This window comes from Paenibacillus sp. Y660, assembly GCF_057221575.1.
In genome coordinates this window covers 59,363-86,291 of the sequence record NZ_JBXBBJ010000009.1, presented here as the reverse complement: position 1 = coordinate 86,291, position 26,929 = coordinate 59,363, and the positions used below count along the sequence as shown (strand labels likewise).

General features: G+C 48.9%; 22 protein-coding genes. 4 read left to right on the top strand and 18 right to left on the bottom strand.

What is annotated here, in order from left to right; genetic code table 11:
* Window positions 1–327: 327 nt before the first annotated feature.
* The 7 genes from AC2TDN_RS12845 to AC2TDN_RS12815 form a co-directional block, all read right to left on the bottom strand.
* The gene (locus AC2TDN_RS12845; RefSeq protein ID WP_482068420.1) at window positions 328–1,266 is read right to left on the bottom strand and encodes a DMT family transporter; all 939 of its coding nucleotides are present in this window, start codon (window positions 1,264–1,266) and stop codon (window positions 328–330) included.
* Window positions 1,267–1,359: 93 nt separating this feature from the next.
* The gene (locus tag AC2TDN_RS12840) at window positions 1,360–2,433 is read right to left on the bottom strand and encodes an ABC transporter substrate-binding protein (protein WP_482068419.1); all 1,074 of its coding nucleotides are present in this window, start codon (window positions 2,431–2,433) and stop codon (window positions 1,360–1,362) included.
* A complete protein-coding gene (locus AC2TDN_RS12835; protein WP_484688251.1) occupies window positions 2,433–3,233 on the bottom strand; it encodes an ABC transporter permease in 801 nt (266 codons plus the stop codon). Before AC2TDN_RS12835 ends, AC2TDN_RS12840 begins: the two co-directional genes overlap by 1 nt.
* A complete protein-coding gene (locus AC2TDN_RS12830; protein WP_482068417.1) occupies window positions 3,217–4,035 on the bottom strand; it encodes an ABC transporter permease in 819 nt (272 codons plus the stop codon). Before AC2TDN_RS12830 ends, AC2TDN_RS12835 begins: the two co-directional genes overlap by 17 nt.
* On the bottom strand, window positions 4,025–5,134 hold the full coding sequence (locus tag AC2TDN_RS12825; RefSeq protein ID WP_482068416.1) for an ABC transporter ATP-binding protein: 1,110 nt from the start codon (window positions 5,132–5,134) through the stop codon (window positions 4,025–4,027). The genes AC2TDN_RS12830 and AC2TDN_RS12825 overlap by 11 nt, the downstream gene beginning before the upstream one ends.
* A gap of 227 nt (window positions 5,135–5,361) precedes the next feature.
* Complete coding sequence (locus AC2TDN_RS12820) at window positions 5,362–7,596, bottom strand: YhgE/Pip family protein (RefSeq protein ID WP_482068415.1); 2,235 nt, start codon at window positions 7,594–7,596, stop codon at window positions 5,362–5,364.
* A gap of 70 nt (window positions 7,597–7,666) precedes the next feature.
* The gene (locus AC2TDN_RS12815) at window positions 7,667–8,242 is read right to left on the bottom strand and encodes a TetR/AcrR family transcriptional regulator (protein WP_484688250.1); all 576 of its coding nucleotides are present in this window, start codon (window positions 8,240–8,242) and stop codon (window positions 7,667–7,669) included.
* A gap of 197 nt (window positions 8,243–8,439) precedes the next feature.
* Here AC2TDN_RS12815 and ytxJ point away from each other — a divergent pair, with 197 nt between their 5' ends.
* Window positions 8,440–8,778 carry a bacillithiol system redox-active protein YtxJ gene (gene ytxJ, locus AC2TDN_RS12810; RefSeq protein WP_482068413.1) on the top strand — a complete coding sequence of 113 codons (339 nt, stop codon included), beginning with the start codon at window positions 8,440–8,442 and terminating at the stop codon, window positions 8,776–8,778.
* 182 nt (window positions 8,779–8,960) lie between these two features.
* Here the strand turns inward: ytxJ and AC2TDN_RS12805 are convergent, their stop codons facing one another.
* Complete coding sequence (locus tag AC2TDN_RS12805; RefSeq protein ID WP_484688249.1) at window positions 8,961–11,861, bottom strand: S-layer homology domain-containing protein; 2,901 nt, start codon at window positions 11,859–11,861, stop codon at window positions 8,961–8,963.
* Between the two features lie 457 nt (window positions 11,862–12,318).
* Between AC2TDN_RS12805 and AC2TDN_RS12800 the strand changes: the two genes are divergently transcribed.
* Window positions 12,319–13,566 carry an S-layer homology domain-containing protein gene (locus tag AC2TDN_RS12800; protein WP_482068412.1) on the top strand — a complete coding sequence of 416 codons (1,248 nt, stop codon included), beginning with the start codon at window positions 12,319–12,321 and terminating at the stop codon, window positions 13,564–13,566.
* 123 nt (window positions 13,567–13,689) lie between these two features.
* On the top strand, window positions 13,690–14,793 hold the full coding sequence (locus AC2TDN_RS12795; RefSeq protein WP_484688248.1) for a stalk domain-containing protein: 1,104 nt from the start codon (window positions 13,690–13,692) through the stop codon (window positions 14,791–14,793).
* A gap of 88 nt (window positions 14,794–14,881) precedes the next feature.
* On the opposite strand, the gene AC2TDN_RS12790 is transcribed toward AC2TDN_RS12795, so the two are convergent.
* The gene (locus AC2TDN_RS12790) at window positions 14,882–16,264 is read right to left on the bottom strand and encodes an amino acid permease (protein WP_484688334.1); all 1,383 of its coding nucleotides are present in this window, start codon (window positions 16,262–16,264) and stop codon (window positions 14,882–14,884) included.
* Window positions 16,265–16,514: 250 nt separating this feature from the next.
* Between AC2TDN_RS12790 and AC2TDN_RS12785 the strand changes: the two genes are divergently transcribed.
* Window positions 16,515–17,129 (top strand): PH domain-containing protein, encoded by a 615-nt coding sequence (locus AC2TDN_RS12785; protein WP_482068410.1) that lies wholly within the window; start codon window positions 16,515–16,517, stop codon window positions 17,127–17,129.
* Between the two features lie 134 nt (window positions 17,130–17,263).
* Here the strand turns inward: AC2TDN_RS12785 and AC2TDN_RS12780 are convergent, their stop codons facing one another.
* The 9 genes from AC2TDN_RS12780 to AC2TDN_RS12740 all read right to left on the bottom strand — a co-directional run bounded on the left by AC2TDN_RS12780 (window position 17,264) and on the right by AC2TDN_RS12740 (window position 26,858).
* Window positions 17,264–18,445: a trans-sulfuration enzyme family protein gene (locus AC2TDN_RS12780; protein WP_484688247.1), complete on the bottom strand. Its 1,182-nt coding sequence runs from the start codon at window positions 18,443–18,445 to the stop codon at window positions 17,264–17,266.
* Window positions 18,442–19,269, bottom strand: a complete 828-nt coding sequence (locus AC2TDN_RS12775) for a carbohydrate ABC transporter permease (RefSeq protein ID WP_482068408.1) — start codon at window positions 19,267–19,269, stop codon at window positions 18,442–18,444. Before AC2TDN_RS12775 ends, AC2TDN_RS12780 begins: the two co-directional genes overlap by 4 nt.
* Window positions 19,269–20,150 carry a carbohydrate ABC transporter permease gene (locus tag AC2TDN_RS12770; RefSeq protein ID WP_484688246.1) on the bottom strand — a complete coding sequence of 294 codons (882 nt, stop codon included), beginning with the start codon at window positions 20,148–20,150 and terminating at the stop codon, window positions 19,269–19,271. The genes AC2TDN_RS12775 and AC2TDN_RS12770 overlap by 1 nt, the downstream gene beginning before the upstream one ends.
* 72 nt (window positions 20,151–20,222) lie before the next feature.
* Complete coding sequence (locus AC2TDN_RS12765; protein WP_484688245.1) at window positions 20,223–21,554, bottom strand: ABC transporter substrate-binding protein; 1,332 nt, start codon at window positions 21,552–21,554, stop codon at window positions 20,223–20,225.
* Window positions 21,555–21,663: 109 nt separating this feature from the next.
* On the bottom strand, window positions 21,664–22,341 hold the full coding sequence (locus tag AC2TDN_RS12760) for a FadR/GntR family transcriptional regulator (RefSeq protein ID WP_484688244.1): 678 nt from the start codon (window positions 22,339–22,341) through the stop codon (window positions 21,664–21,666).
* A gap of 295 nt (window positions 22,342–22,636) precedes the next feature.
* Window positions 22,637–23,878: a pyridoxal-phosphate-dependent aminotransferase family protein gene (locus AC2TDN_RS12755; RefSeq protein WP_482068403.1), complete on the bottom strand. Its 1,242-nt coding sequence runs from the start codon at window positions 23,876–23,878 to the stop codon at window positions 22,637–22,639.
* Complete coding sequence (allC, locus tag AC2TDN_RS12750; protein ID WP_484688243.1) at window positions 23,875–25,161, bottom strand: allantoate deiminase; 1,287 nt, start codon at window positions 25,159–25,161, stop codon at window positions 23,875–23,877. The genes AC2TDN_RS12755 and allC overlap by 4 nt, the downstream gene beginning before the upstream one ends.
* A gap of 29 nt (window positions 25,162–25,190) precedes the next feature.
* Window positions 25,191–26,561 carry an allantoinase gene (locus AC2TDN_RS12745; RefSeq protein ID WP_484688242.1) on the bottom strand — a complete coding sequence of 457 codons (1,371 nt, stop codon included), beginning with the start codon at window positions 26,559–26,561 and terminating at the stop codon, window positions 25,191–25,193.
* A gap of 171 nt (window positions 26,562–26,732) precedes the next feature.
* Window positions 26,733–26,858 (bottom strand): hypothetical protein, encoded by a 126-nt coding sequence (locus tag AC2TDN_RS12740; protein WP_484688241.1) that lies wholly within the window; start codon window positions 26,856–26,858, stop codon window positions 26,733–26,735.
* Window positions 26,859–26,929 lie beyond the last annotated feature (71 nt).

The window sequence follows — 26,929 nt, the reverse complement described above, 5'->3', positions numbered from 1 at the left end:
TTCTTTCAATAAATCCATTGTCATGTTAGGTTTCATTAGATGATAGTAACAATAACACCTGACATAAGCTGTATAATTATTCCTATTTTTCTAAACGGATCATCATTTCCCAGCGTCATATGTCACCTTTAGCGCCCCTCAGCTATCTTCATTCACTGATGAATGTCATGTTTCTGAGGCAATGACCGCCAGCATTCACCATTCCCCTTCTCAACCTAAAAAAAGGAGCTGTCCTAGAGCACATTGGCCCCCAGAACAACTCCTTATGTATGAAAGCTCACATCTTACGATTGCCAGCAGCTTGCGCCGCTTGATTCGCCGTTCTCATTAAAGCATCTGTCCGCCTGTTTTCGCAGCAGGAATGATCGGTTCTACCTTCCGCTTGCGCTCTATGCTGATCCAGATCAAGCCAGCGGCCATGCAGCCGGCACCGCACATTTGAATGAATGCAATCTTCTCATCGAACATAAAGTAGCCGGCAAGGACTGCCGCTGCGGGAACCGCATAACGGAAGAAGTTCGAGCGAGTCGCTCCTACCTTAAACATGCAAGCGTTCCACAGAACAAAAGCCAGTACTGTGCAAATAAGAACATTGTAGCCAACGGATAAATAATGGCCAGCATTTAGAGCGGACCAGTCCGTCTGTCCCCATGAACCAAAGGTTAACGGCAGCATGAACAATGATCCAAACGCGATGGTCCAAGTGCTCACCCGAAGAGCCGAGTATTGCTTCATCAGCGACATCGAGCTGAGATTAAATAACGGTCCAATGATGCTCACGCCAAACGCCATCGCGTTGCCAAGCATATTTTCAGAAGAAAGACTAAAGCCCTCTTCACCGCCTAGTATAACTAAGCTTACGCCGACAATCGAGATTGCGCCGCCGACGATAAGCCGAAGCGTAATCGATTCCTTCACGAAGAGCGGTGCGAACAAAGCAGCGAAGATCGGCCACGGCGCTACGTTGAGGAGCGACGCATTCGCCAAAGTCGTATATTTGATCGAGTACATGACCAAGATTTCAAGCAGTGTAATGCCAACCAGTCCAATGAGCGCCAGCTTCGGCACGATGCGCCAAGGAATGCCCACGCTTCCCTCGGTCAGCTTCAGGATAAGGAAGAAGAATGGAAGTGCCAATCCAAATCTCAAAAAAGCAAATACAATCGGGTTAAACGATTCCATCGCCAGACGCGAGATGCCGAAGTTCGCTCCCCATACAACTGCAATGAGCACAAGACCGCCGTAATTCATCCATTTGTTATTCATTCTGTTCGCCCCATCTATTCGCAAATGTTACAAGCTAGAAAATCCTCATTTATCATAGCATGCGCACAGGTTAAAATATTTAAGAGATTTAGCTTATTTCTTATGCATTTTAAACTCGAGGAACAGCTCGTTGTAATGGGCCAGCATTTTTTTGCCGAGATTGTCGTACACCTCAAGCCTGCCGGTCAGCTCCTCATTCGGATAAAAACGGTCATCGCCTGCTATATCCTCCGGCAGCAGCGCCAGCGCTGCTTGGTTTGGCGTCGAGTAGCCGACATACTCCGCATTTTGCGCCGCAACCTCGGGGTCGAGCATAAAGTTAATAAATTGATGCGCGCCCTCGATATTCCGGGCTGTTTTTGGAATGACCATATTATCGAACCACAGGTTCGAGCCTTCCTCCGGCACGACATAATCGAGCTTATCGTTCTCGTCCATAATTTCCGAAGCATCTCCGGACCAGACGAGGCCGACAGCCGCCTCTTCGCTTGCCAGCAGCATCTTGATCTCGTCGCCTACAATCGCCTTCACGTTTGGCGTCATCTTCAGCAGCTTCGCCTTCGCCTCCTGCAAATGCGCTTCATCGGTATCATTGAGCGAATAATGCAGGCTGTTCAGCCCCATGCCCATAACCTCGCGCGCGCCGTCCAACAGCAGGATTTGATTGCGGAGGCTCTTGTCCCACAGATCATCCCAGCTGGAGAAGTCGAGATCGCCCACAAGCTCAGGATTGTAAATAATGCCGACCGTTCCCCAGAAATAAGGGATCGAATACGCATTGTCTGGATCAAACGACAGATGCATGAATCGCGGATCGATATATTTCAGGTTCGGAAGCTTCGAATGGTCGAGCTCGAGCAGAAGGCCTTCCTCTTTCATTTTGCTAATCGCATACTCGGAAGGAACGCTCACGTCGAACGTGGTGCCGCCTTGCTCGATTTTGGTCATCATCGCTTCATTCGAATCAAACGTTTGGTAGATGACCTTAATGCCAGTCTCCTCCTCAAAGCGTTCAAGCAGCTCGGGATCTACATAATCGCCCCAGTTATAAATCGTCAATGTATTGTCGCCGCTGTAGCCCTCGCTTGAATTCAGATAGGCAGTCAAGTAGATAAGCCCAAAGGAAACAACAAACACGACAGCGAACATGCGCACAAGCTGTTTCATTAGCGGCCCTCCTTCATAGACGGCTTCATGTTCCGTTGATTAATAAAGTAGTAGCCTACGACCAGTACAATCGTAAATAGGAAAATAAGCGTCGATAACGCGTTGATCGATAGCGATACGCCTTGGCGCGCCCGCGAATAGATCTCGACCGAAAGCGTCGAGAAGCCATTGCCCGTTACGAAGAACGTGACAGCGAAATCATCAAGCGAATAGGTTAACGCCATAAAGAATCCTGCGAATATGCCTGGCTTAATGAACGGCAGCATCACCCGCGTCAGCACCTGCCACGAGTTAGCCCCAAGATCACGCGCCGCATCGACAAGCGTCGAGCTCATCTCTTGCAGCTTCGGCAGCACCATAATGACGACGATCGGCACGCTGAACGCGATATGCGACAGCAGCACGGACACGAAGCCAAGCTTAATGCCGATAATAGTAAACAGGATTAAGAACGAAGCTCCGATAATGACATCCGGACTGACTATCAGTACGTTATTGAGCGTCAGCAGCGTTTGCTTAGGCCTGTTGCTCCGTATGTGATGGATAGCGATTGCGCCAACTACGCCCAAAATCGTCGAGATCGCCGCAGACAGCAGCGCAATGACGAATGTATTCAGCACAATGATGAGCAAGCGTGTGTCAGCGAACACTTCTTTGTAATAATCGAGCGTGAAGCTCTCGAAATTGCGCATCGAACCGCCGCTATTGAACGAATAGAACATTAAATAGAAAATCGGCGCATAAAGGACTACGAATATGAATAGGAGATACAGATTGGACCATTTATTTTTTCCGCGCATCGGCTGCACCTCGCTTTCGATTGCCGGTTATAAGCATCATCGCAGCCATTGCCAAAATCAAGAATACCGCAATGGTCGCGCCCATCCCCCAGTCCTGCGTCACGAGAAAATGCTGCTCGATTGCCGTTCCGAGCGTAATGACGCGGTTGCCGGCGATGAGCCGCGTAATCATAAACAGCGACAGCGCTGGGATGAATACGGCCATGCACCCTGATTTCACGCCGCTGATCGTCAGCGGAAAAATAACGCGGCGGAACGTCGTCCAAGCCGATGCGCCAAGATCACGCGCCGCGTAGACGAGCGATGGATTCATTTCCTCCAGCGCATTGAAAATCGGCAAAATCATGAACGGGATAAAGATATAGACCGATACGAATATAAAGCTGAAGTCGGTGAACAATATTTGCTTATTTCCGATGCCGATCGCTTCAAGCGCCGAATTGACGAAGCCGTATGTACCGAACAAGCCGATGAACGCGTAAGCCTTCAGCAGCAGATTAATCCAGCTTGGCAATATAATGAGCAGCAGCCAAAGCTGTTTATGCTTCGTTCTTGTTAGCAAATATGCCGTTGGATAGGCCGTAAGCAAGGAGATGGCTGTAATGAGAAACGCATACCAAAACGAGCTAAGCGTCATGCGCAAATAAACCGGCGTAAAAAACTTTGCGTAATTGCCCAGCGTGAAGTTGCCCTCCACATCGAAGAGCGAGTAATACGCAACTAAGACGATCGGCGCAACGACGAACAGCACGATCCAAGCCATATAAGGGATGAGATAAAAGCTGCGCGACTTATTTGACATCGCCGGCCTCGCTGTATGCTTCAAGACGCTTATCGAATTCTTCTTCCGTCTCGCCAAGCCGCATGACGTGAATCGCTTCTGAATCGAACGTCAGTCCGATTTGCTCGCCGACCGTCGCATTGCGCGTGGAATGGACAAGCCATTCATTGCCCGATTCATCGTAGCAGCATATCTCGTAATGAACGCCGCGGAACAGCTGCGAATCTACGCGTACTTGGAGCTTGCCATTATCAGAGGAAGTAATCTCCAAGTCCTCCGGCCTAATTACGATATCAACTGCCTCGTTTGGCGTCAGCCCTTGGTCGACGCATTCGAACGAGCGGCCTGCGAACTCCACCTCGAAGTCGCGTGCCATCCTGCCCGGCACAATGTTGGACTCTCCGATAAAATCAGCGACAAAACGGTTGATCGGCTCATCGTAAATGTCCGTAGGCGTTCCGCTCTGCTGAATCTTTCCTTCATTAATAACAAATATCTCGTCGGACATGGCCAGTGCTTCCTCTTGGTCATGCGTAACGAATATAAACGTAATGCCAAGGCGGCGCTGCAGCTCGCGCAGCTCGTACTGCATTTCTGTACGAAGCTTCAGATCCAGCGCGGAGAGCGGCTCGTCCAGCAAAATAATTTCCGGCTCATTCACGATCGCGCGGGCAATCGCAACACGCTGCCGCTGGCCGCCGGACATCTCGGTAATTTCCCGCGATTCGTAGCCGTTCAAGTTGACGAAGCGCAGCGCTTCCTTCACTTTGGCGGTTACATCGGCGTTCTTGAGCTTTTTGATGCGCAGGCCGAAGGCGACATTTTCGAACACGTTAAGATGGGGGAACAGCGCGTAATCCTGGAATACGGTGTTCACCTGACGCTCGTTCGCCGGCACGCGATTAATGACCTTCCCGTTAAAATAAATCTTCCCCTCAGAAGGCTCGGTAAAGCCCGCGATCAGTCTGAGAATCGTCGTTTTGCCGCAGCCGGACGGGCCCAGCAGCGTGTAAAATTTGCCTCGATCTATCGTAAAGCTGACGTCCCGAAGAACAGCGGCATCATTATGGTCATATTGCTTTGTGACATGCTCAAAGCGAATGATTGTTTGATCTATCATCTGGCATTCCCCATTCCACTTTGCATAATTTAGAAGAAACAATAGAGATTATACAGCATCCCCGAAAATCAGCAATAGTAAAAAGAGAAAAACGTGAATGATAACGTTTTCTAGCGAATTCAGTTGAATAACAGATATTATAGCATCCGAAGTCGGCTTCTCATCTATTTCGGTCCTTAAAACAAAAAACCGGCCATTAAGGCCGGTTCATTCAAGATTATTTGCTATTATGACATAACAGGCGTTACTTCTCCTTCAGTATCTTTCTCTTTCCGGTGGGTTACGATAAAGACGGTAAGCGTCAATCCTGCAAAAAGAATCGTATAGCCCGCCAGCAAAGCTGCATAATTCCACATCGAGTCAAAATTACCGGTGGATACAACATCCTTAAAGCCTGCCACTGTGTATGTCATAGGCAGCCAAGGCGTTACCTTCTGCAGCCAGTTTGGAATGAGTTCAAGCGGGAATGTTCCTGCCGAGCTCGTCAATTGGAATATCAATATAACGATTGCGACGAAGCGTCCCGGATCACCCAGCGTTGCTACGAAAAATTGAACTAGCATCATGAATGTAATACTGGTCAATATCGAGAACATGATGAATAGCGGTACGCTCTGTACTTCAAGGTGAAGAAGGAAGAAGAGAGCCGCATCTGCTATGAGAGCTTGTATCGCACCAATTAGAACGAGCGTTAACGCCTTGCTCGCAAACCAGCTCCAAGCATTAGCCGGACGAATCGCCGGCACACGCACCGGATATACAATCGTAATAAGAAGTGCACCTACAAATAGGCCGAGTGACAGGAAGTAAGGCGCGAAGCCCGTTCCATAGTTCGGTACTTCGTTTACTTTTTCAACATCAAGCTTAATCGGATCTGCGAACATATTTACCATGTCGTCGCTAAGTTCCAGGCCAGCCGTCTTGTCGGAAGCATCACTTAGCTTGCCAGACAGCTCATGAGTGCCTTCATCCAGCTTCAGCAAGCCGGAAGATACCTGCTGCGCGCCATCCTTAAGCTGCGTCGAACCATCTACGAAAGGATTGATGCTCGTCGACAATTTATCCAGGCCTGCTGTCAGCTCAGATACACCGCTGTCGAGCTGCTTCGCGCCTGCAGCCAGCTTCGAACCGCCAGCACTCGCTTCGCTAAACTTCGCGCCGAATTGCACCATACCGCTCGTAAACTTGCTTGCGCCTGCAACCAGCTTCTCGCCGCCCGCTCCAAGTTGATTACCTGCTTCCGCAGCACCCTGAAGCTTCGCATCGAACGTATTTAGCCCTTCAGAAAGCTTTACTAGACCATCGTTCAACTTGCTTATTCCGCCATTTAATTGTTGCTGAGAAGCAGTTGACCTCGTTAAACCTGCCTCCAGCTCTTTGCTTGCAGCAAGCAGCGCACTGAAACTCGCATCTTGCGCCAGACTCGAATTCGACTGAGCAAGCTGCTCAAGCCCCTTCGACAGCTTAGCTGCTCCAGCCTCTAGATCTGCTGTTCCAGTCGAGGCTGCATCAAGTCCACCTGCAAGCTGTACTGCAGCTTGCTGTGCATTTAAAGCGCTTGACGCCAGCTGATCACTTGCTCCCGACAGCTGCGACAAGCCTGCGCTCAGCTTCACTGCACCATCTCCAACACCCTTCGCGCCTTCACCAAGCGATGCACCTGCGTCTCCAAGCTGCTGCTGCGCTGCGCCAAGCTGACCTAGCCCGTTGGCAAGATTAGCAGCCCCAGTGTTTAGCTCACCACTCCCTGAAGCAAGCTTTTGTCCGCCTGCATCAAGTTTGGCGACCCCTTCCTGCAGCGACAACGAGCCGCTGACAAGCTTGGTGAGGTTTTGCTCAATTAGCAATGCGCCATCCTTTGCTTTCGTCGTGCCGTCAGCGATTTCTCCCGCTCCATCGCTCGCTTGACCAATTCCATCAGCCAATTGTTCCATTTGCTCGAACACCGTACGCGTATAAGCCGAAGTTACCTCTTTGTTCAGCAATACTTTCAACTGGTCAATCGCCGTATTCCCGATTTGTGAAGCTAGGAAGTTATAACCTTCATTCGGCAGATACATGAGCTGCGCCGGAGACGGCGCGTCTGAAGTAAGGGAAGTCGTCTTCTCCGAAAAATCAGCAGGAATTTCAATTGCCATGTAATAGCTGTTATCCTGAAGACCCTCGTTCGCTTCCTCCTTGCTTACAAAAACCCAATTAAACTTTGGATTTTTCTTCAATTGTTCCTCGAAATCCTGTCCAATATGCATCTGCTTGCCATTAAACTCTGTACCTTTATCTTCATTTACAATTGCAACCGGCAAATCAGCCAGCTTTGCATAGGGATCCCAAAATGCCATAAGAAACATTGCCGTATATAATACTGGAATGGCCAGTACCGCAATGACCGCTATAAGCACCTTCTTATTACGACCGATTGCTGCTAATTCCTTGCCAAATTGTTGTAATCCTTTTAACTTCAAACCATTCATCCTCCTATAAACTAATTGACTGTTATTCTCATTTGGTCACTCTATTACAAAAAAAGCGCCTTTATTCTGGAGACAATCCTCCCTGCAAATAAAAGCTCATCTGCTCTGCAACTCCACCCTTATCCAGGGGCTCGTATCTCTTCTTCCAATCCACGGTGAGCGCCATATACAGCTTCAGCATAATAAATGCCGTCATTTGCGGCTCACAACGTTTTAATTCGCCCTTTTCAATCGCCCGTTGCACCTCTTGCTGAATATAGATCACGACCGCCCGCTCCAGTTGTTCAATACCTTCTTGCGCCATTGGCGTACCAATCTCTCTCACTTCATGCGCCAGCTTCATCGCCAGTTCATGCTCCTCGCGGAAATCAAACATTCGTTCCAGCACAGCATTCAAGTTGTCGAAGAATTTACGATTCGGATCTAAAACCTGCTCAGCAACATGCTTCATGTCTTTAATCAAGCGATTCATAATTTCCTGAAACAACTCTTCCTTATTCGTAAAAAATGTGTAAATAGTACCCTTGCCTACGTTAGCAATCTTTGCAACCTGATCCATTGTCGTGGCCTTATATCCGAATAATGCAAAAGACTTTGCCGCCGCATCGATGATTTGCTGCCGTCGGTCAACTGCCATTTTGTCACCCCCTGAATAATTGACCAAAAAACCATTCCGGTCACTTTTCTAAAGGTATTCTAGCACGGCGATCTTCATATTGCAATAGCTGAATTGCTGTTTCATCTAGACAAGATGACATTATCCTTAAGATAACGGTATAATAGGTAAACGGTCATCCAAGCCTATCCAAACCTAATAAAAGGAGTGTATCCCTTATGTCATACAAAGAAATTACATCTATTGAAGAATGGAATAATGTTTATGAGGCTTCCGCTGCTCGTCCGCTCGTTGTCTTCAAGCACAGCACAACTTGCCCGGTCAGCGCGAACGCTTACCAAGAGTTCAATCAATATCTTGACGGCAAGCCAAGAGAAGACGTGGAATACGTGCTTGTGAAGGTTATCGAGTCTCGTCCGGTGTCCAACCAAATTGCTGAAGACACATCCGTGAAGCACGAGTCGCCGCAAATTATTTTTATCGAGAAAAAAGAAAAAGTATGGACAACTTCCCACTGGTCCATCACGAAGGCTCATATTACGGCTGTGCTTGACTAAGCATTACGCCGTTATTAATAAGATATTCTGAAACAGCTCCCAGCCCTTCGCTTCCATGCGAAAGGCTGGGAGTTGTTTGGTTATTGTACTATCGCTTTAATTCAAGCCAGCTCTTTAAAGTAAGAAAAAGCCTCTCCCGCTCAAAGAGCGCAACGGAAGAGACCTAAACAACTATTGATTTATTAAATTGATTTAAAGAAAAGTCCGCCTAGAGGAACATCGTTTCGGTCATAAAATATAACACTGTAGCCTTTAGGCTGCTCGCTTGAAAATTCAAAAAAAGTTAACGCAGTCCAAGCATCGCTTGCCGGATCGTAGGTCGCGCCATGATACGCCCGTTCTTGTTGACTGTAAAAAGGCACGACTATAGAATCCCTCTGCTCAAACCTTAAGTAAGCAAAATTCCTTATGTTTTCAGGAAGTTGTTCCTTATACAAGGTTAACGCAGCTCCAGTAGACGAGGGATAAATGGTTTCCGCATTGTGCTTGGCGACCTCTTCAGCGGTTGCAGGCCGCAATATGTCTCCTGACATATCTCCGTTATAGATTGGGAGTATAGTATCGAGAATCATGTATTCCTTTTTAAGAAAAACATCCTCTCCCGTATCATCATTTATAACAGATATCCATATTGTCCCTATTTGCGGGAGGGTATTCAAAAAAACGTATGCATGATAAATGCCAAAGCCTTTCTTAGGCACAATAGTCTCTTTTCTCAGCAAGTTTGTTCTATCTGCTGAATCATAGACCGATACCGTTACTGTAGCTGGAATAGGCAGAATGCTGAGAGAGATATCTATGCCGCTATGCTTGACCCATATATCTGTCTCGTCCAGCTTATTTCGATCAGCTGCCGGAGCATTTGGAAGTCGCTTAACCAATACGCTGTAGAGTTGAACCCCTCCTGACGGCAGCTTCAACTCTATAGTCACATATTGATGCTTAGCCACTTGAAGAGGAATAGGATAATAAAGATTCCCGCCCGTATCTGTCTGCAAGGCTGCAACATCATACCCTCTCATTTTTTCCAGCATTACAGTTACGGTCGTGCCCGGAGCCGCAGCCGCCGCTCTAAGCTTTAACTCATTAAGAGTAACGCTATTGGGAACCATAATCTCATAGTAGCTATGACTTTGTTCAAAGCCTTCCTGAACTGCTTGGTCAGGATATACAGCTATCTGCTTCAAAGTATAACCATCCACGCTGAGTGACTTTAGATATGCATGGTTAGAGTTCAACTGCTGCAGCTTGCTCTCCGCCACAACAGCTCGAGTCTCAGCATCTACGATTTGTATTTTGAATGAGAAGCTCCCTTGCTTTGCAATGATGCTCCAATAAGCATGTTTCGCAAAATCAGTCATCAACGAATCGATGCTTTGGCCCTCCGCGGCCCCGAAGCCTGCTTTGACGATGTCTGTGTACGTTTGGTTTTTTGAATCATAAGCAAAAAGCTGCAAGCCATCCGCTTGTCCGCCATTTGTCGCCGCAAGGCCACTGATCACTAACCGCACCTTGCCGGGATATGGCTTGCCAATATCCTGCTTCGTCTTGAGCCCGACCTCAAAGGTTGGGGTATAAAATAAGTACATCGGGTCTACGACGAGCTTGCCGCTCTTATCGAGTAATCGGTAATTAGCATCTACCTTCAGCAGTTCAACTTCCGCCGAGTGCAGTGGAGGCATCCCCGATATAATCTCGTATACGTTTTCCGCTGGTCCCGGATTTGGAATAACACCGCCGCCACCGCCACCGCCAACAATGACAGGTGCTTCAGGAGCTGCACCCTCACCCTCAACCTTTGCAGGCTGCTTCTCGAAGACTGTTTTGGAACCGCCTTTGTTAATAACAGCCTTCTCGATCACACCTTGTCCTGAAAGCTTAGCTGCTGCGTCCAGTACCATGTTTAGGATTTTGGAGGTGACATCCATTTGTATTACAGCATCTGCCGCTGATTCAAGTACGGTAAGCTTGTCAATTGAACCGTTCGCTGTCTGAAGGCGAACGGATGCCGCATACACATTTACGTCCGTGAACGATCCAAGAAACTTAACCTCCACGTTCGCTGAAAGCTCTTTTGCCAGCTCAACAGCGGTGAACCCTGCTCCCGTCAGCCCTTTTTCTTCTACAATGGACGCAGACTGCAAGGAAACCGATTGAACTTCTGTTGTCCCCTCGGCCACAATGCGCACCAAACCATTCTGTTTATTTACGATGATATGTATAAGAACTGAATCCAAGAGATGGATAGAGTTAGAGCCTCCACCTGCTATTTTTGTCTTCCCTTTCACTGTTACTTTGTTCAGATGAACGTCACCCTCGCCAACTGCCGCTGTCAGAGTCAGGTCGCCTTCTATAACCATATTTCGCAGAATAACGCCGGGTGCTGATACGACAAGGTTTCCTTTAATGGATTCCGTTCCCGTCTCTGGTCCGTACGTGCCAGCCTTATCGTATTCAACTGCGGGCTTGGTATATTGCAGAGCTTTCTCCAAAACCGTTACACTTTGCGCTCGCGTAAATTTCCCCTTAGGCACAAACAGACCACTCGGGTATCCACTTATAATTTTTGCGTCTACTAATGCTCCTACCGATGCTTTGCTCCAGCCGCCAATGGACGAAGCATCATCGAAAGATTGCGCGCTCGTTGAGACACTAGCATCCATCTCAAGCAATTGAGCAACCATGCTTGCCGCTTCTTCTCGTGTTACTTGTTCATTCCAGCGGATCGTACCATCCTCGTAACCTTTCACATAGCCAGCCTTAGCAGCGATCGCAACTTGCTCGGCAGCCCAACTTGAACCAGGCAAGTCTGTAAATGATACCGTTTGCTTCTCCTTAAGCTCAAAAGATCGATTGATTAGCGTCATCAATTCAGCACGCGTGACAGGACGGTCAGGCTGAATAGAGCCATCCGCATAGCCCTGCAACAATCCGCTATCCACCCATTTTCGCAAATTGTCCTGGGCCCAGTGCCCGTCAGCATCATTAGATTTTGCAGCAGATGCTACCGATACTGTTGATACCAGCATTGCTGTCATAATAGAAATACTTAGAACTTTCTTCACTCTTGTAAAAAAAGACATCGCTCTACCTCCCGCTAAACAAATAGCTCTTTCATCTACTTTTTTTGGAATACGAATCTAAAAACTCATTCATTATATCAAAAACCTTAACCCATTAATACCAACTGGATTTTTATCACTAAAATAAACTGGAAAAGTTGGGATTTCAAAATTGTCAAAAGCGAATGAGTATTTCTTTTTTTATCCATAAGCTACTTTTTCGATCCAGTATTTTCATGTGATTTATGCTGCTTGTTGTTCGTTATTGTTCTTTATGCTGCCATTATTCCATTTATTTATTTCCCCATTAAGACACCGCAGCCCTTTAAAAATCCGCGCTATGCTTAAAGTCTCATGGCATTTAGAACTACATATTTCGACACAAGGGTGACATTCAGCCCATTCTCAATAACGTATTAATATGGTTATCTAGATAATGTCGGAATATATCGTTTTTTATAAATTAGGGGGATTTTTTATGAAGCGTTTCGCTTTAATCACAGTCGCAGTCACCATTTTTTGGGCAGCCTTTTCAAGCCCGATCGCAATTGATCAAGCAACAGCAGCGTCCTCGACGCCTGTTTTCAAAGATATTAAAGGCCATTGGGCGGAGAAAACGATTAATAATATGGTAAAACAAGGGATTTTAGACGGATATCCAGACGGGACCTTCCGACCACAAGACCCCGTGAAGGTTGATCAATTTATCAAAATGCTCGTTCTTTCGTACACCGACCTGCATCAAAACGGTTCGCGAAGCTGGAATATTCCGTTTCTCCAATCGCTTAGCAAAGAAAACCAGGCTATTTTGAAGCAGGATTACCGATATTTCGACTTCAAGCCAAGCCCGGTCGGTTATTGGGCCAAGCTGTTCATTGATGTGGCCAGTGATCTTCATTTTCTGAACAAGAGCAGATACAACGATTTCCAAGCAGACATGACTCGCGAGAACGTGGCAGAGGTTATCTATTACACGCTGCAAGAAACAGAATTTCTAGAGGATGGCCTGTTCGGTCAGAAAATGGCACAGTCATACGGCGATCTCATGGGCGCCACCGAGCGCGAGCAAAAGTTCATTGCCGAGACGCTGGTGAAAGGCATCATGCAAGGCTACCCGAACGGCTTCTTCGGCGTTGGCGATACCGTCACTCGCGCAGAGTCGCTCGTTATTCTGAACCGGCTCACCGACAAAGCGAAGCGGCTTGCCGTGGCTGTCTCTCCCGAAAAGCTGGAGCGTGTCGTTCCCACCTCTGGCGGCGGCAAAAAAATGATTATTTTCCCTGACAAACGGATGTGGGATGCTTATGAGGAGCTAATTCTGGCCGGCCAATTGCGGGGCTCGAATCATGATTTGTATGAAACGACGCTTCGTCTATTTAAGGATCAATCCGAGAAAGACAGTGTAATGAACCGTCCTTCAGGCTCGGCAGCCTTGAATGAGGAAGCGGCAATATGGCTTGATCCGCAATACAACACCTATGGCATTACGATGAGGCTTCGCGAGGGCACGCTGGCCCGCAACAAAGAGGTAGTCGAGCAATTCGCCAACCAGCTGTTCGGCTATAACGCCTCCACGTTCAAGGAGCTGTTCAACGATATTAGCAAACGCGTTGAGTCCGGCGCCAAAGCAGCCTCCCAGCAGAAGCTGATCGGCACCGACAACGTTAATATTCAAGTGGACACAGCAGCGAAGACGGTCATTTTCTCAATCGCTGCAAAAAAATAAATAAGCCTTTTGTTAAAAGAAGCTGTCTGGCTTTTAAAAAACCAGAAACAGCTTCTTTTTGCATGCAACATCAGGTATTATATTCACGACTAATCTTCAACACCACTGAGGAGGCTTCTGATTATGAGACGTATGAAACAAACCGGCACTGAACAATCACGCATAACCCGCAAAGCAGCAGCCATTATCGCCACCGCCCTGCTATTCGCCTCTGCTCCCGTCGCAGGATGGCTTCCCGGAGGAGAATCAACGGCGGCGGCAGCCTCCCAGCAGCTAAAAATCGTCTCCCAACCCTTCGTCATCGACGGCATCCCCACTTCCGTTGCTACAGCAAACGTAGAAGGAGATACGTATATCAGCCTCCGTGCGCTTAATAATAAGCTCGGACTTGCAACAAGCTGGGACGCAGCAACAAGAACCGCCGTCATCGAAGGACGCGGCAGAACGTTTACCGCCTCTCCCGTTGACGGAAGCTACAAGCTGAACGACCAGCCTATTTACGGCAACCCTGCGATTATACATAACGGCTCGACCTATCTGCCGCTTCGCTTCCTATTGGAGCGAATGGGCTACGGCATTTCCTATGACAGCAAGACACGTGCGGTCGGCATCGAAACGATCGAGGAAAACGAGCTGTCCATTGGTACGGAAACGATCAGCAGCATAACGAAGAACCAATCGCTGCTCGTTCATTATCCAGCAATCATTGGCTCTCCGAACAAAGCCTCCCAGAGAAAAATAAATAACTTTCTGAAAAAAGAAGCCGAAGCCTACGCCGCTTCCGGTGAAGATGCTATTTTCAAAGCCGCATTGGACAACAAAGGAGTTAAGACGAATCATCCGGCCTTATCGTTTACCGGCACGTATACGATAACGTATAACGAACAAAATACATTAAGCCTTTATGTCGACTATTATTCTTATCTCGGCGGTGCGCATGGCATAACCGAGCGCAATTCGTATACCTTCGATCTCTTGTCAGGCAATGAGCTGAAGCTTGAGGATGTAACGAGCAATAATGTGAATTACGACACCGTTATTAATGCCTCCATTCGCCAGCAAATTAAGGCTAGAAAGCTTCTTCTTATTAGTCCATTTAATGGAATCAAGCCGGATCGCTCCTTCTACCTTAAGCATGACGGAGTCGTCATCGCATTTGGTCAGTATGAGTACACCTCTTATGCGGAGGGCATGCCGGAATTCGTTATCCCGTTCCATGCATTTTGAGTAGACAGCCAAATAGGCGCCAGATAAAAAATAAGAAGGTCTTCTTCGGCAGCAGCCTGAAGAGACCTTCTTTTGATATTTCTATCGCTTATTCCTCCGGGTCCAGCTTGCATTCCGCAAGCGTCAGCATGCGCGTGCGATGCTTCCACTTGTGGCCAAAAAAGATGGCGAGGAACAGCGGGATACCGACGTAGGAAGCAATCATATATGCCCAATCGATTTCCCCGTCCTTGAGCGCGCCGATAAACTGTCCGCCAATAACGACTATGCAAAGCAGCATCGCCAGGATCGGGCCGAAGGGAAACCATTTCGCACGGTAGGCGAGATCCTTCAAATCTCTTCCCTGTGCTACATACGCTTTGCGGAAGCGATAATGGCTAATTGCAATGCCGAGCCATACAATAAACCCCGACATGCCTGACGCATTGAGCAGCCATATATAAACAACCCCATCGCCAAAGAACGACGCAAGAAAGGCGAGCATGCCGAGCGCCCCCGTCACGAGCAGCGATGCAACCGGAACGCCGCGTGCATTAAGGCGAGCTAGGAAGCGAGGCGCCTTGCCCTCCTTCGCGAGCACCCAAAGCATGCGCGTGGAAGCGTACATCCCGGAATTGCCAGCCGACAATACCGAGGTCAAGATGACCGCATTCATAATGGAAGCCGCAACCGCAAGCCCTGCTTTCTCGAAAATAATCGTAAATGGACTCGTCGAAATATCGCCGCTCGCGAGCTGCTCGTTTGAATAAGGGATAAGTAAACCGATCAGCAGAATCGCGAGAATGTAGAACAAGAGAATGCGCCAAAAAATCGAGCGGATCGCGCGCGGAATATTTTCGCGCGGATTCTCGCTCTCCCCTGCCGTTACACCAATGAGCTCCGTCCCTTGAAACGAGAAGCCCGCCGCCATGAACACGCCTAGCGTAGCCAGGAAGCCTGCTGGAAAGGGATTTTCCGTCAAATTGCTAAAGCCAACGGCAGGCTCTGTCCAAATGCCTACCACCATCATGAGACCAATCGCAATGAACACGATTACCGTAACAATTTTGATCATCGCGAACCAATACTCCGACTCTCCGTAGCTCTTGACGGACAAGAAATTGAGACCAAGCATCAGCAGCAGAAACACAGCGCTCCACAGAATCGATGGGCTGTCCGGAAACCAAAATTTCATAATCAGCGTTGCTGCCGACAGCTCCGCTGCGATCGTAATCGCCCAGTTGTACCAATAGTTCCAGCCTAGGGCAAAGCCTAGCGAAGGATCAACAAATCTTGTTGCATAGGTGCTGAATGTCCCCGATACCGGCATGTGGGTAGCCATCTCACCTAGGCTTGTCATTAGAAAATAAACCATAATGCCAATCAGCGCATAGGCTAGCACCGCGCCTCCAGGGCCTGCGGAATGTATAGCGCCGCCGCTTGCGAGGAACAGCCCCGTACCGATGGACCCTCCGAGCGATATCATCGTCATATGCCGGGCCTTCAGTCCTCTATGCAGCGTATTCGTGTCTTTCTGTTTCTTGCTCAAATGTAAAACACTCCGTTCTTCACCACTTATCGACTTCCATCGTGACCACGCATGTCATGTCCTCAGTGTGTTAAATTTTTTTCATTTTATCCATCTGTTAGGAAAAAATCTACAAGGAATGGGTTATAAATGCCGAAATCTATTATATAATGAGTAAGTAATAAGTCAAAGCGATTATGAAGGGAATGGTACGATGTTTGGTAAACTAGCTGCGGACGCGCTTGGACTAAGCGACATTGGCGCAATTATTAAGCCGGCAGATTTCAGCAAAGCGGATTCTGACGATTATGTCATGCATGAGGATAACGAGAAAATTTATTTTCTCATTAAATCCAAAACCGACGAATACTGCTTTACGAATCTTGCACTCATTCATCTGGATGGTACAAGCGCACTAAGCAAGAAGCGCACGCTAAAGCGTTATTCCTACAGCGCCAACCAAATCTCGCAGGTTGCGCTTGAAACGGCAGGCACCGTCGATCTCGACGTCGAGATCAAGTTCACGATTGGCTCCGTTCCATTCTCAATCGACGTCAACAAGAAGCACATTGAGGAACTGAAGGACCTCTATAAAGCGCTGATCAAAATTTCCGAAATTACTCGCGAGAATGAAATCTCGCTTGAATACGCAAGGCGCAGCCTGGATCTCGCATCCACTACGCTGCAGCAATTCCACAAAGGAGACTTCAATGTCGTCGAGCAGTTCGACGGATTGAACAAATCCGCCTTCAACTGGCTTGTTAACACACATAAGCAGTATCGCATTAAAGATTTTGGCGCTATTTTCGAGCGTTATATCAACAATTAGCCTTGAAGGCGGCATGACCTGGCAGATCGGCTCATTAGAGCTGATCTGCTTTTTTGCGTCGGATAATAAAAAGAGCGGCTCATCCAAGGTAGACTACCGAGGAAAAGCCGCTGCTTCGTATGCCTGCTCCACAATTACTTAATGATGTTGCTCACATGACTTACCTGCTCCCAAGCCTGTTCGATATCTTTAACAAGCTCATCCGGATTTTCCATGCCGACATACAGCCTGACGACAGCGGCAGGATCGTCACCTGTTTTTCCATCTTTTACAGCGCTGCTGACCGTTACCAAACTTTCGAATCCGCCCCAGCTGACGCCGATTTTGAAATACTTCAAACGGCTTGCCCATTCCTTCATTCGTTTAGGAGACTCGTTCGATAGGAATGAAAACAAGCTGCCGTAACCTGACATCTGGCGCCGTCCAAGCTCATACTGCGGATGGGAGGGCAAACCCGGATGGTTGACGCGAGCGACAAAGCTTTGTTTAACAAGCTGCTGCGCCACAGATAGCCCGCTCTGTTCATGCCTTTGCATGCGCAGCGGAAGCGTCCGAAGACCTTTGGATACGAGCGCCGCCGTTTGCGGAGTCATAATGCCGCCAAGCAGCATATATTCATTGTTCCCAATCCGGCCCACAAGCTCCCTTGAGCCCAGCACGACACCGCCGATACAATCGCTATGCCCGCCGATATATTTGGTTATGGAATGCATCACCAGATCAATCCCCAGCGTTGTCGGGTTTTGAAAGCAAGGTGTCGCCCATGTATTGTCGATGATTGTTATGGCTCCTATGGTTCGAGCCAGCTCCGCGACTTGCTTTAGATCCTGCAGTTCAAAGTACATCGTTGTCGGACTTTCCAAATACAACAGCTTCGTATTGGGGCGCACGGCATTGCGCCATTGTTCCATTGAACTGCCGTCGATAAACGAAGTTTCCACGCCAAACCGGGTTAAATACGAGCCGAGAAATTCCCGTGTCGGGCCGTAAGCCTGATTGACGCAGACGATATGGTCGCCTTGGGAGACGACGGACATAATAGCTGAGGAAATGGCAGCCATTCCCGAAGCAAAGCATTTGGCGGACTCGACTTCTTCCAAATCCGCCAGCTTCATCTCCAAATTTTGAACAGTTGGGTTGTTTCCGCGTGAGTAAATATGATGGTCTAGCTGTGCTTTCATCGCTTCATCGAATTGATCATAGCTCGTAAAGGCAAACAGACTGTTCTGATAGATCGGTACATGAATAGCACCATGATGTCTGTCATCAAGCGGGTCGTAAGCTACCTTAGTGAACTGCTTCTCTAGATTACTCATCCTTTTTCCGCTCCTTGCGTCAAACCTTCTACAATGAATCTTTGGGCGAAAGCAAATAATAAAATGGTCGGAATGATCGATAATACGGCTCCAGCCGACATTGCGCCCCAATCCACGTCAAATTTCAGTATGAATGAGTTCATCGCTACCGGCAGCGTCTTGAGCGCATCGTTGTCGATGAACATGACCGCCAGAAACAGCTCATTCCAGTTTTGAACGAAGGCGAAAATAAATGTCGAAGCGATCCCCGGCAGCATGACCGGAATGATGATTCTCACTAGTGCAGACCATCTCGAGCATCCATCGATCATCGCCGCTTCTTCTAGGCTTGACGGTATCCGCTCGAAGAAACCGCGCAGCATGATGGTCGAGAACGGGATAAGTCCAACGGTATACATAAGTACGAGTGAAATCCGGTTATTGATCAAGCCCATGTTGCTCATCATCAAATAAAGCGGAGCAAGCGCTACAAATCCGGGCAGCATTTGCGTAGCGAAGAAAGCGAGCATAACTTGCCTATGTCCCCGAAACTTAAAGCGGGCAAGCACATATGCGCTTAAGATCGCGATAACGAGCACGATCACAGCCGAAGTAATGGCCACCAGCAAGCTGTTTCCGATGTAAATATGGAACTTGGATATTTTGAAAATATGGATGTAATTGTCCAGCGTAAATCGTTCAGGCCAATATTTCAGCGGAAACGAAAAAATATCCTTTTGCGGCTTAAGCGATGTAATGATAATCCAATACAACGGAAAAACCATAATCATCAAATAGATGGCCAAATAAATGATTTTGGACAGTCCCAATAGTCGCTGCTTCATCAGAAATCCCCCGCTTTCTCCGCCTTGGTGACTGATAGGAAAAAGATCGTGTAGAGCAGCAGAATAACGATCATAATGATGCCAATAGCAGAAGCGGCTCCATAATCTCCTGCATAAATGATTTTATCCAGCATCAGGGAAGAGAGAATATGCGTGCTGCCTGCAGGTCCCCCGTTCGTCAATCCGTATATAATCGTCGGATCGTTGAAAATCCAAATCGCCCTTAGCAGCGTAGTCGCGATGATCGTCGGCATAATGTAAGGCAGCGTGACATTCCACAGCTTGCGGAAACTGCTCGCTCCGTCCATAACCGCCGCTTCATAGAGCTCGTTAGGCACGGATTGGAGGGCAGCCAAAAGCATGATGGCGAAGAACGCTATACCGTACCAGACGTTGGCGATAATCACGGATATCATTGCCCATTTCGGATCCGACAAAAACCCGATTCTCTGATCGATTATGCCTAATTGAAGCAGGATGTCGTTAATGACTCCGATCTGGGAATTGAACATCCACTTCCATATCATCCCGATCAAGAAGCCGGACAACGCCCAGGAATAGAACACGAAGCCTTGATAAATCCCGCGTCCCCTGAAAGGTTTCTTCAGCATCAGCGCAAGTATCATCCCGAACAGAAACTGAAAAATCAGGGAGAAGAACACCCAATATCCGCTATTCCCGAGCGCTAACAAAAACTTAGGGTCGCTAAAGGCCACTTTAAAGTTGTCTAGCCCAATAAAATGGACATTTCGCAAATCGAACAGCTTATATTCCTGAAATGCCATAACGATCCCTTTAAGGAAGGGATAGTAGGTGAACGCCAGCACGAGCAGCAAAGCGGGAATCAACCCAGATAGAATAAAAGCTCTTTGTTTTTTCATTTCCGCACCGCCTTTGGTTGATAAAGGATGATGGGCGGCAACAATTGTGCCACCCATCATGACTTCAAACCGCTATTTGTTTAATTTTGATTTCTCATCTGCCCAGTATTGGTCCCACTTCTTAAGCGTTTCATCCACATTGGCTTTGCCGAGCAGAAGCGATTGCCCAGACTCCATTGCGACTTGACCCCATTGCGCGTTGCCCGGATATTGGAATGCCGGCTTGAAGTTCACGAATGTATCTGGTTTGTTGGTCATGTCAATTAATGTTTTGTACGGACCGGTTTTGAAAAACTCGTCTTCTGTTGCGCTTGCATGAATCGGAATTAATCCGTAGTCCTTGGAGAACGAAGTGTTCGCTTCAGGGTTCGAGAGGAATTCAATCAGCTTCCAAGCCTCTTCCTTATACTCGGATTTGGCTCCAATTGCCCAGCCTGCTCCGCCTGCGGCGAACAACGCTTTTCCAGTCGGACCGGTTACAAGCGGTGCTGTTGCCCAAGTTCCTTCCGTCATCTTCTCCTGCAAAGATTGAATAACGTCCGGATCCTGCAGCAGAATACCCGTTACGCCTGATGTGAACGCCTGTACTTGCTCCTGGAAACCCCAGTTGATGGAGTCAGGAGGAGAACCCTCTTTGTAGAGCTTCAGATAGAGCTCCAAAGCTGCTTTCGCTTCAGGCGTGGAATAGACCGACGCTCCGTCTGTCGTAAACATGGAATCCTCCAGATTCACCTTATCCCCATTGAAAGCGAGAACCATTGCATCCGTAGTTCCTGTGGAGCCCGAACCGCCGCGGAACGAGAAGCCGAAGCGATTTTTGGCAGGATCCGTTAATTTCTTCGAAACCTCATACAACTCATCCCATGTTGTCGGAGGATTTAGGCCCGCTTCTTTCAGCCAGTCCGAACGATAGAACATTTGTCTTTGGTAAAGGCCGTTAGGAACGAAATACAATTTATCGCCTACCGACCCGACCGACTTGGATACGGCGCTTAGCGTACCGTAATCACTCCACTTGTCGGCATAAGCATTAAGCGGCTCGAGATAACTGTTATTCACGAACTCGGCTACATTTAAATCACGTGCTTCCAGAACGTCAATCTGTTCATTGGATGCAAGCATCGTTCTGATTTTGTTGTCCGCCTGATCGAATGGAGGCGAGATAAATTCCACTTTAATGTTAGGATTGGCCTCCTCAAATTTAGTGACCATCGCCTGGATTAGCTCTGTTCTCTTAGGGCTTGTTAAGCTTTCAATCATGCGAAGCGTAACCTTCTTCTCACCATTGCCGCTTCCTTCGTTCTTGCTTCCGCCTTCTTCGTTGTTGCTGCCGCAGCCAGCTAACATACTGATCGTCAAAATGGAAACCAACAGCGAAGCCAGTCCTTTTTTACGCGTTTTCATCGATTTAAATCCCCCTTTAAATCACATGTATCATACAGTCTTCCTGTCTGATAGGTAGATTATATTGAAAGCGCTTTACCTTGTCAATACAAAATAAAGCGCTATTCCGCTAAAATTTTTTAATTTTATCTTCAATGCAATCCATCATTTTATTAAACTCCACTAAAGCTTTTTCCGTATCATGCAAGGCAATCGCGTCGAACATCGTGCGATGGAAAGGATAAGTCTCGTCGAAAAGCCGTTTTTCGCCTAATGGTTCATTGAAGAACTTCTCATATAGACCGGAGAACGAATCCATCACGGTTTCAAGGATGGGGTTGTGCGCAGCTCTGATCACATAGCGATGGAAAGCAAGATCGATTTGAGACGTATCCCTATTACTATCTTTCAAAGCCTGATATTGCTCAAGGCATTGTTCCAATTCCTTGATTTGGGCAGCCGTAATGTTCCTCGACGCCAGCTCCACTGCCTTGCCTTCGAGCGCCCTGCGAATGTCGAGCGTATTCAGCAAGTAATTGCGTTCCAGCTCAATTTTAACTTTCCCTGAAAATCTAAAGGTGTGGACATCGCTGACAAAAATGCCTTTGCCATTCTCCACGCGAACGATATCGATGGCTTCCAAATATCGCAATGCTTCTCGCAGCGAGGAACGGCCAACGCCGAACATTTGTGTCATTTCCTCAACGGACGGCAGCTTGTCCCCCTCTTGAAGATCTTTCTCTTGAATATAATTTTGAATTTCCTGTGATACCAATTCATGTACAAGTATTTTTTGAATTTTCCCCATAGCCTGCTTCTCGCTCCTCACCTTACTACCTATCGGATAGGTAAATCTTAAGTTACTGTTCTTGTATTGTCAATGAAGGTTATCCGTAATCATTTCCTCTACTATTTTCCCTCCTTTATCGATTTTTTGCAATCATTTACATTTATGAAACAAAACTTGATATGTTCCGTAAACCTTTGCCATGTTGCAGCATAAAAAAACCTATCTACGAAAGCATTGCTCCCCGCTTCCATTAGGAAGTGGGGAATAGCTTTCGCAGATAGGCTCTTCAATAATAGCTATCAAAGATAGACTCTTACATGTTGCTATGCTGCATCGCGTAAGCATCCATCGCCGCCTGCAGCGACCGGCCCGCTTCTAGCTGGTGGCCATGGCGCAGCAGCACCGCTTCGAGCGCGCCAAGCGTAAGAAGCACATTTCGTTTGCTGCAGCTGTAGCCCATCGTGCCGATGCGCCATATTTTACCCTTCAGCGGACCGAAGGAGCTGGCGATCTCGATGCCAAAATAGTCAAGCAGCATCGTTCTGACGGATTCTCCATCTACCCCAGCGGGTATTTCGATGCAGGTGACGACGGTCATTTTGCAGGACGGGTCCCCGTAGAGCCGCAGTCCCATCGCCTCCAAGCCGGCAATCAGCGCGCCTTCATGTTCGCGGTGCCGGGCAAAGCGCGTTTCCAGCCCTTCCTCCAGCACTAGGCGCAGACCCTCGCGCAGCGCATAGAGCATCGAGGTCGCTTCCGTATGATGGTTGAGCCGCGCCGGGCTCCAATAGTCCTGAAGCTGGCTCAAATCCAAATAGTTGCTCTGAATCGGGCGCAGCAGCGGATCATCCTCGCCATCGGCGAGAAGCAATCCCCTTTCGATTCTCTTGCGGCTTTGCAGCTTCGCTTCCGCCCGTTTATTGTAGGTGATTGGCGCCATTCCGGCTGGCACCGACAAGCATTTCTGCGTGCCGGCTATAACCGCATCAATAAGCAAACGATCCGTCGCCACCTCGATACCGCCAATCGTCGCAACGGCATCCACGACAAATAACGCATCCACTTCCCTGCACACCTGTCCGATTCCTTCGAGCGATTGCATCCGGCCCGTTGAAGTCTCGCCATGGACAAGAGCCACCAACTTAGGCTGATGCTCACGAATAGCGCGGGCGATCTCCTCCGTTTCGAACGTATAGCCCCATTCCTTCTCGAGCGTCACGACTTCTGCGCCGCAGCGCCTTGCAATCTCTGTCAGCAAATGGCCGAAACGCCCATAGATAGGCACAAGCACCTTATCTCCCGGCTCAATTAATCCGACAAGCACCGCTTCTATGCCGGATCTTGACGTCCCGTCAACGGGAAACGCCCACTCGTTATCCGTCTTGAACAGCTGCCGCAGCATCCCCATTGTCTCATTCATGAGCGTCGTAAACTCGGGATCAAATTGTCCCAATATGGGAAAAGACATCGCTCGCAGCACCCGTGGATCGACCTCGACCGGACCGGGCGTCATAATCGTACGAGGCGACGGCGATAGATCCTTATAAGCTTTCATAGCTCTTCCCCCTCATAGCCTAATCGGTAAAGCAGCTCCGTTAATACGAGTACGCCAACCGCGAGCTCGCTCGGCTCCGTATACTCCTCGGGCGAATGCGAAATGCCGCGCCTGCTCGGAACGAACAGCATGGCGGTCGGACAAATATGCTCGAACATTTGGGCATCATGCCCCGCGCCGCTAACCATCCGCTTCGAGGAAATCGACATTTTGCTGCATACATCGTCCATGTACGCTTTGAGCTTGCTATGCATAGGCACAGGCTCTTCTCGGAACCATTCCGTCCCATGGACAGCTAGCTGTCGCTCGCCTGCTATGGAGCTGAATTCCTCCATAACCCATCGGCAAAAGCGATCAAGCACCTGCCCATCGGCATGGCGCGCATCTACCGTAAAGATGACCTTGCCCGGCACGACATTCGGCATATTGGGCTGTACCGAAAGCCTGCCGACGGTCGCTACAAGCGGCTCCCCAATTCGAACCGTCTCCTGGCGAAGCGCCTGAATCATCATGCTCACGCCCTCAAGCGCATCCCTTCGCATATGCATCGGCGTCGTTCCTGCATGATTCGCTTCGCCGATGACCTCGAATTTCATTCTGCGCTGGCCCGCAATCGTCTCGACTACCCCGATTGCAATGCCCTCCTTCTCCAGTACCGCACCTTGCTCGATATGGACTTCAATAAAGGCGCCAATGTCGCTGCGGCGGCTATCCCTGCCCGTTCCCTCGCCAAAGCCGCAGCGCTGCATCGCATCTGTAAAGAACACCTCATCGGAATCCTGCAAATGCATGATTTGCTCAAAGCTTCGCTTCCCGACAATGCTGCCCGAGCCCCAATAAGCCATCGGAAACCGGCTGCCCTCCTCCTCGCAGAGAGACACGATTTCAAGCGTACGCTTCGGCTTGCCGAACTGTTGCTGCAAATATTCAAGCGCCAGCAGGCCTGCCGCAATGCCATAGGCTCCATCATACATACCGCCTTGAACGACCGTATCGATATGGGAACCCGTTATAATAGAAGGCGCAGCCAAATCCTCGCCCAGTAATTTTCCAAATAAGTTGCCGACATGATCAAATTCCGTCTTCAAACCGCAGCCTGCCATTTTCTGTGCCAGCGCCTGCTGCGCCTCTAGCCAGCCATCGGTATAAAGCAGCCGCGTAATGCCGCCTTCTTCATCAGGGCTGAATGCGGCCAGCCAATTCAACACCTGCATAATCTGCGTCTCAAAATGGGATAATAGCCGATCCTTCTCCTGCGGAGAGATACGTGCATTTTGTTCCATAGCCGCTCCTCCTGTCTCGATAGCCAAATCTATTTCACCCATTGGCCATACTTGCTCTCGCTGAGCCCCGCAGCTTCCTCATATACCAATTTGCCGCGCAAATAGGTAGCTTTTATTTTGCAATGAAGCTGTCTGCCGATATAAGGGCTGTGCTTATGCTTTTGATACAATTGCCGCTCTTCCAGCCTGTACGTTTTGTTTAGATCAATCAGCACAAGGTCGGCGTCAGCGCCAATTCGTATTTCGCCTTTAGCAGCCTGCAGGCCAAATCGCCGTGCCGGCCCGCCAGCAAGCAGCTCGCTGATATGTGTGAGCGGCAAACCGCGCTTGACATGGCCTTCCCCGACCATAAGCTCCATCGAGCTTTGCGCGCCGGCAATACCGCCCCATGCCTCGAAGAAGTTGTCCGCTTCCTTCATTGAAGCTGGACAAGGCGAATGATCCGACGAGATCATATCAATATGGCCCTTTGCCAATAAGCTCCAAAGCTTCTCTTGCTCCGCGGTGTCGCGCAGCGGCGGGGAGCACTTGGCAACTGCGCCAAATATGAACAGATCGGCTGCCGTTAAAGTCAAATAGTGCGGGCAGGTTTCCACCGTTACATTCATCCCGCTCTCACGCGCCTGCTTGATCAATTGAACGCCGGCCTCGCTGCTAATATGGACAAAATGAAGCGCGCAGCCCGTCTGCTCTGCATAAAAGAGCGCCCTGTTAATCGCCTCCAGCTCGGCAATGATGGGCCGCGAAGCGACATAATCAGCCGGCGACAGCCGCCCTTCCTCCCGCATAGCTTGGCCAAGCTTTGCGACAATCGGCTCGCTCTCGGCGTGAAGCGCAAGCACCTTGTTCATGCTCGCGATGATTTTCATTCCTTCGAGCAGCGTGTAGTCGTCTGCCTCGCGGAATGCATCCTCGCTCGGATCGCCCGGCGATGACATAAACGCCTTAAAGCCCACGACGCCCGCCTCGTGCAGCGGGATCAGCTCATGCAGCTTGCCTGGCACCAACCCGCCCCATAGGGCATAATCCACATAGGATCGGTCCTTCGCCGCGGCAAGCTTCTGCTGCATGGCGCTGACGGTAACGGTAGGCGGAATCCCGTTCAGCGGCATATCGACATAGGTCGTGCAGCCGCCAGCTGCAAGTGCTGCGGAGCCCGTCTCGAAGCCCTCCCAGTCGCCAAGGCCCGGCTCGTTCAAATGAACGTGAACATCAATCATGCCGGTCATGACCGTCAGTCCAGCTGCATCCACCAGCTCACCCGCCTGCTCGCCATCCAGCCGCTCGCCAAGCTGAACGATCTTCCCCGCTTTAATGCCAATATCCAGCACGCGAACTTCATTTTTCAACACGACGGTCCCATTTTTTATGATGACATCCAGCTTATCTCTTCCAACCATCTAACTCCCGCCTTTCTCGGCACATCGTTTAAATCTGCACATCTCGCTCTCGCTTCACTTAAACACTCTGATTCCATTTTATGAGGCGAAATAGCCAAATAGGTAAACATCATTAATGAAATTTTCGAGTGGATACAGCTTTGTAAACAAATCAGACCGCGGACTATGAGGTCAGCGGCCCGATTTGCTGCTTATTTCGTGCAGATTGAGCCTAATCTCAGCCCATTTGCGGAATTTTTGATCCAACTGCTGCTTCAGCTCCGTCACGATTAAGCTTGCATCCACTTCTTTCAGCAAGCTTGGATCTTGGTAGGATGCCGGAGCCGGAATCGACTTGATATTGCCAACCGACTTCAGGTACTCGCCGA

Bases quoted from the DNA above. Each gene is read 5' to 3' on its own strand.
- AC2TDN_RS12835 (WP_484688251.1), bottom strand. From the start codon at position 3,233: ATGCGCGGAAAAAATAAATGGTCCAATCTGTATCTCCTATTCATATTC.
- AC2TDN_RS12815 (WP_484688250.1), bottom strand. From the start codon at position 8,242: ATGGCAGTTGACCGACGGCAGCAAATCATCGATGCGGCGGCAAAGTCT.
- AC2TDN_RS12760 (WP_484688244.1), bottom strand. From the start codon at position 22,341: ATGGGGAAAATTCAAAAAATACTTGTACATGAATTGGTATCACAGGAA.
- AC2TDN_RS12825 (WP_482068416.1), bottom strand. From the start codon at position 5,134: ATGATAGATCAAACAATCATTCGCTTTGAGCATGTCACAAAGCAATAT.
- AC2TDN_RS12800 (WP_482068412.1), top strand. From the start codon at position 12,319: ATGAAGCGTTTCGCTTTAATCACAGTCGCAGTCACCATTTTTTGGGCA.
- AC2TDN_RS12775 (WP_482068408.1), bottom strand. From the start codon at position 19,269: ATGAAGCAGCGACTATTGGGACTGTCCAAAATCATTTATTTGGCCATC.
- AC2TDN_RS12785 (WP_482068410.1), top strand. From the start codon at position 16,515: ATGTTTGGTAAACTAGCTGCGGACGCGCTTGGACTAAGCGACATTGGC.
- AC2TDN_RS12780 (WP_484688247.1), bottom strand. From the start codon at position 18,445: ATGAGTAATCTAGAGAAGCAGTTCACTAAGGTAGCTTACGACCCGCTT.
- AC2TDN_RS12830 (WP_482068417.1), bottom strand. From the start codon at position 4,035: ATGTCAAATAAGTCGCGCAGCTTTTATCTCATCCCTTATATGGCTTGG.
- AC2TDN_RS12845 (WP_482068420.1), bottom strand. From the start codon at position 1,266: ATGAATAACAAATGGATGAATTACGGCGGTCTTGTGCTCATTGCAGTT.
- ytxJ (WP_482068413.1), top strand. From the start codon at position 8,440: ATGTCATACAAAGAAATTACATCTATTGAAGAATGGAATAATGTTTAT.
- AC2TDN_RS12790 (WP_484688334.1), bottom strand. From the start codon at position 16,264: ATGACGATGATATCGCTCGGAGGGTCCATCGGTACGGGGCTGTTCCTC.
- AC2TDN_RS12765 (WP_484688245.1), bottom strand. From the start codon at position 21,554: ATGAAAACGCGTAAAAAAGGACTGGCTTCGCTGTTGGTTTCCATTTTG.
- AC2TDN_RS12795 (WP_484688248.1), top strand. From the start codon at position 13,690: ATGAGACGTATGAAACAAACCGGCACTGAACAATCACGCATAACCCGC.
- AC2TDN_RS12745 (WP_484688242.1), bottom strand. From the start codon at position 26,561: ATGGTTGGAAGAGATAAGCTGGATGTCATCATAAAAAATGGGACCGTC.
- AC2TDN_RS12840 (WP_482068419.1), bottom strand. From the start codon at position 2,433: ATGAAACAGCTTGTGCGCATGTTCGCTGTCGTGTTTGTTGTTTCCTTT.
- allC (WP_484688243.1), bottom strand. From the start codon at position 25,161: ATGGAACAAAATGCACGTATCTCTCCGCAGGAGAAGGATCGGCTATTA.
- AC2TDN_RS12770 (WP_484688246.1), bottom strand. From the start codon at position 20,150: ATGAAAAAACAAAGAGCTTTTATTCTATCTGGGTTGATTCCCGCTTTG.
- AC2TDN_RS12805 (WP_484688249.1), bottom strand. From the start codon at position 11,861: ATGTCTTTTTTTACAAGAGTGAAGAAAGTTCTAAGTATTTCTATTATG.
- AC2TDN_RS12755 (WP_482068403.1), bottom strand. From the start codon at position 23,878: ATGAAAGCTTATAAGGATCTATCGCCGTCGCCTCGTACGATTATGACG.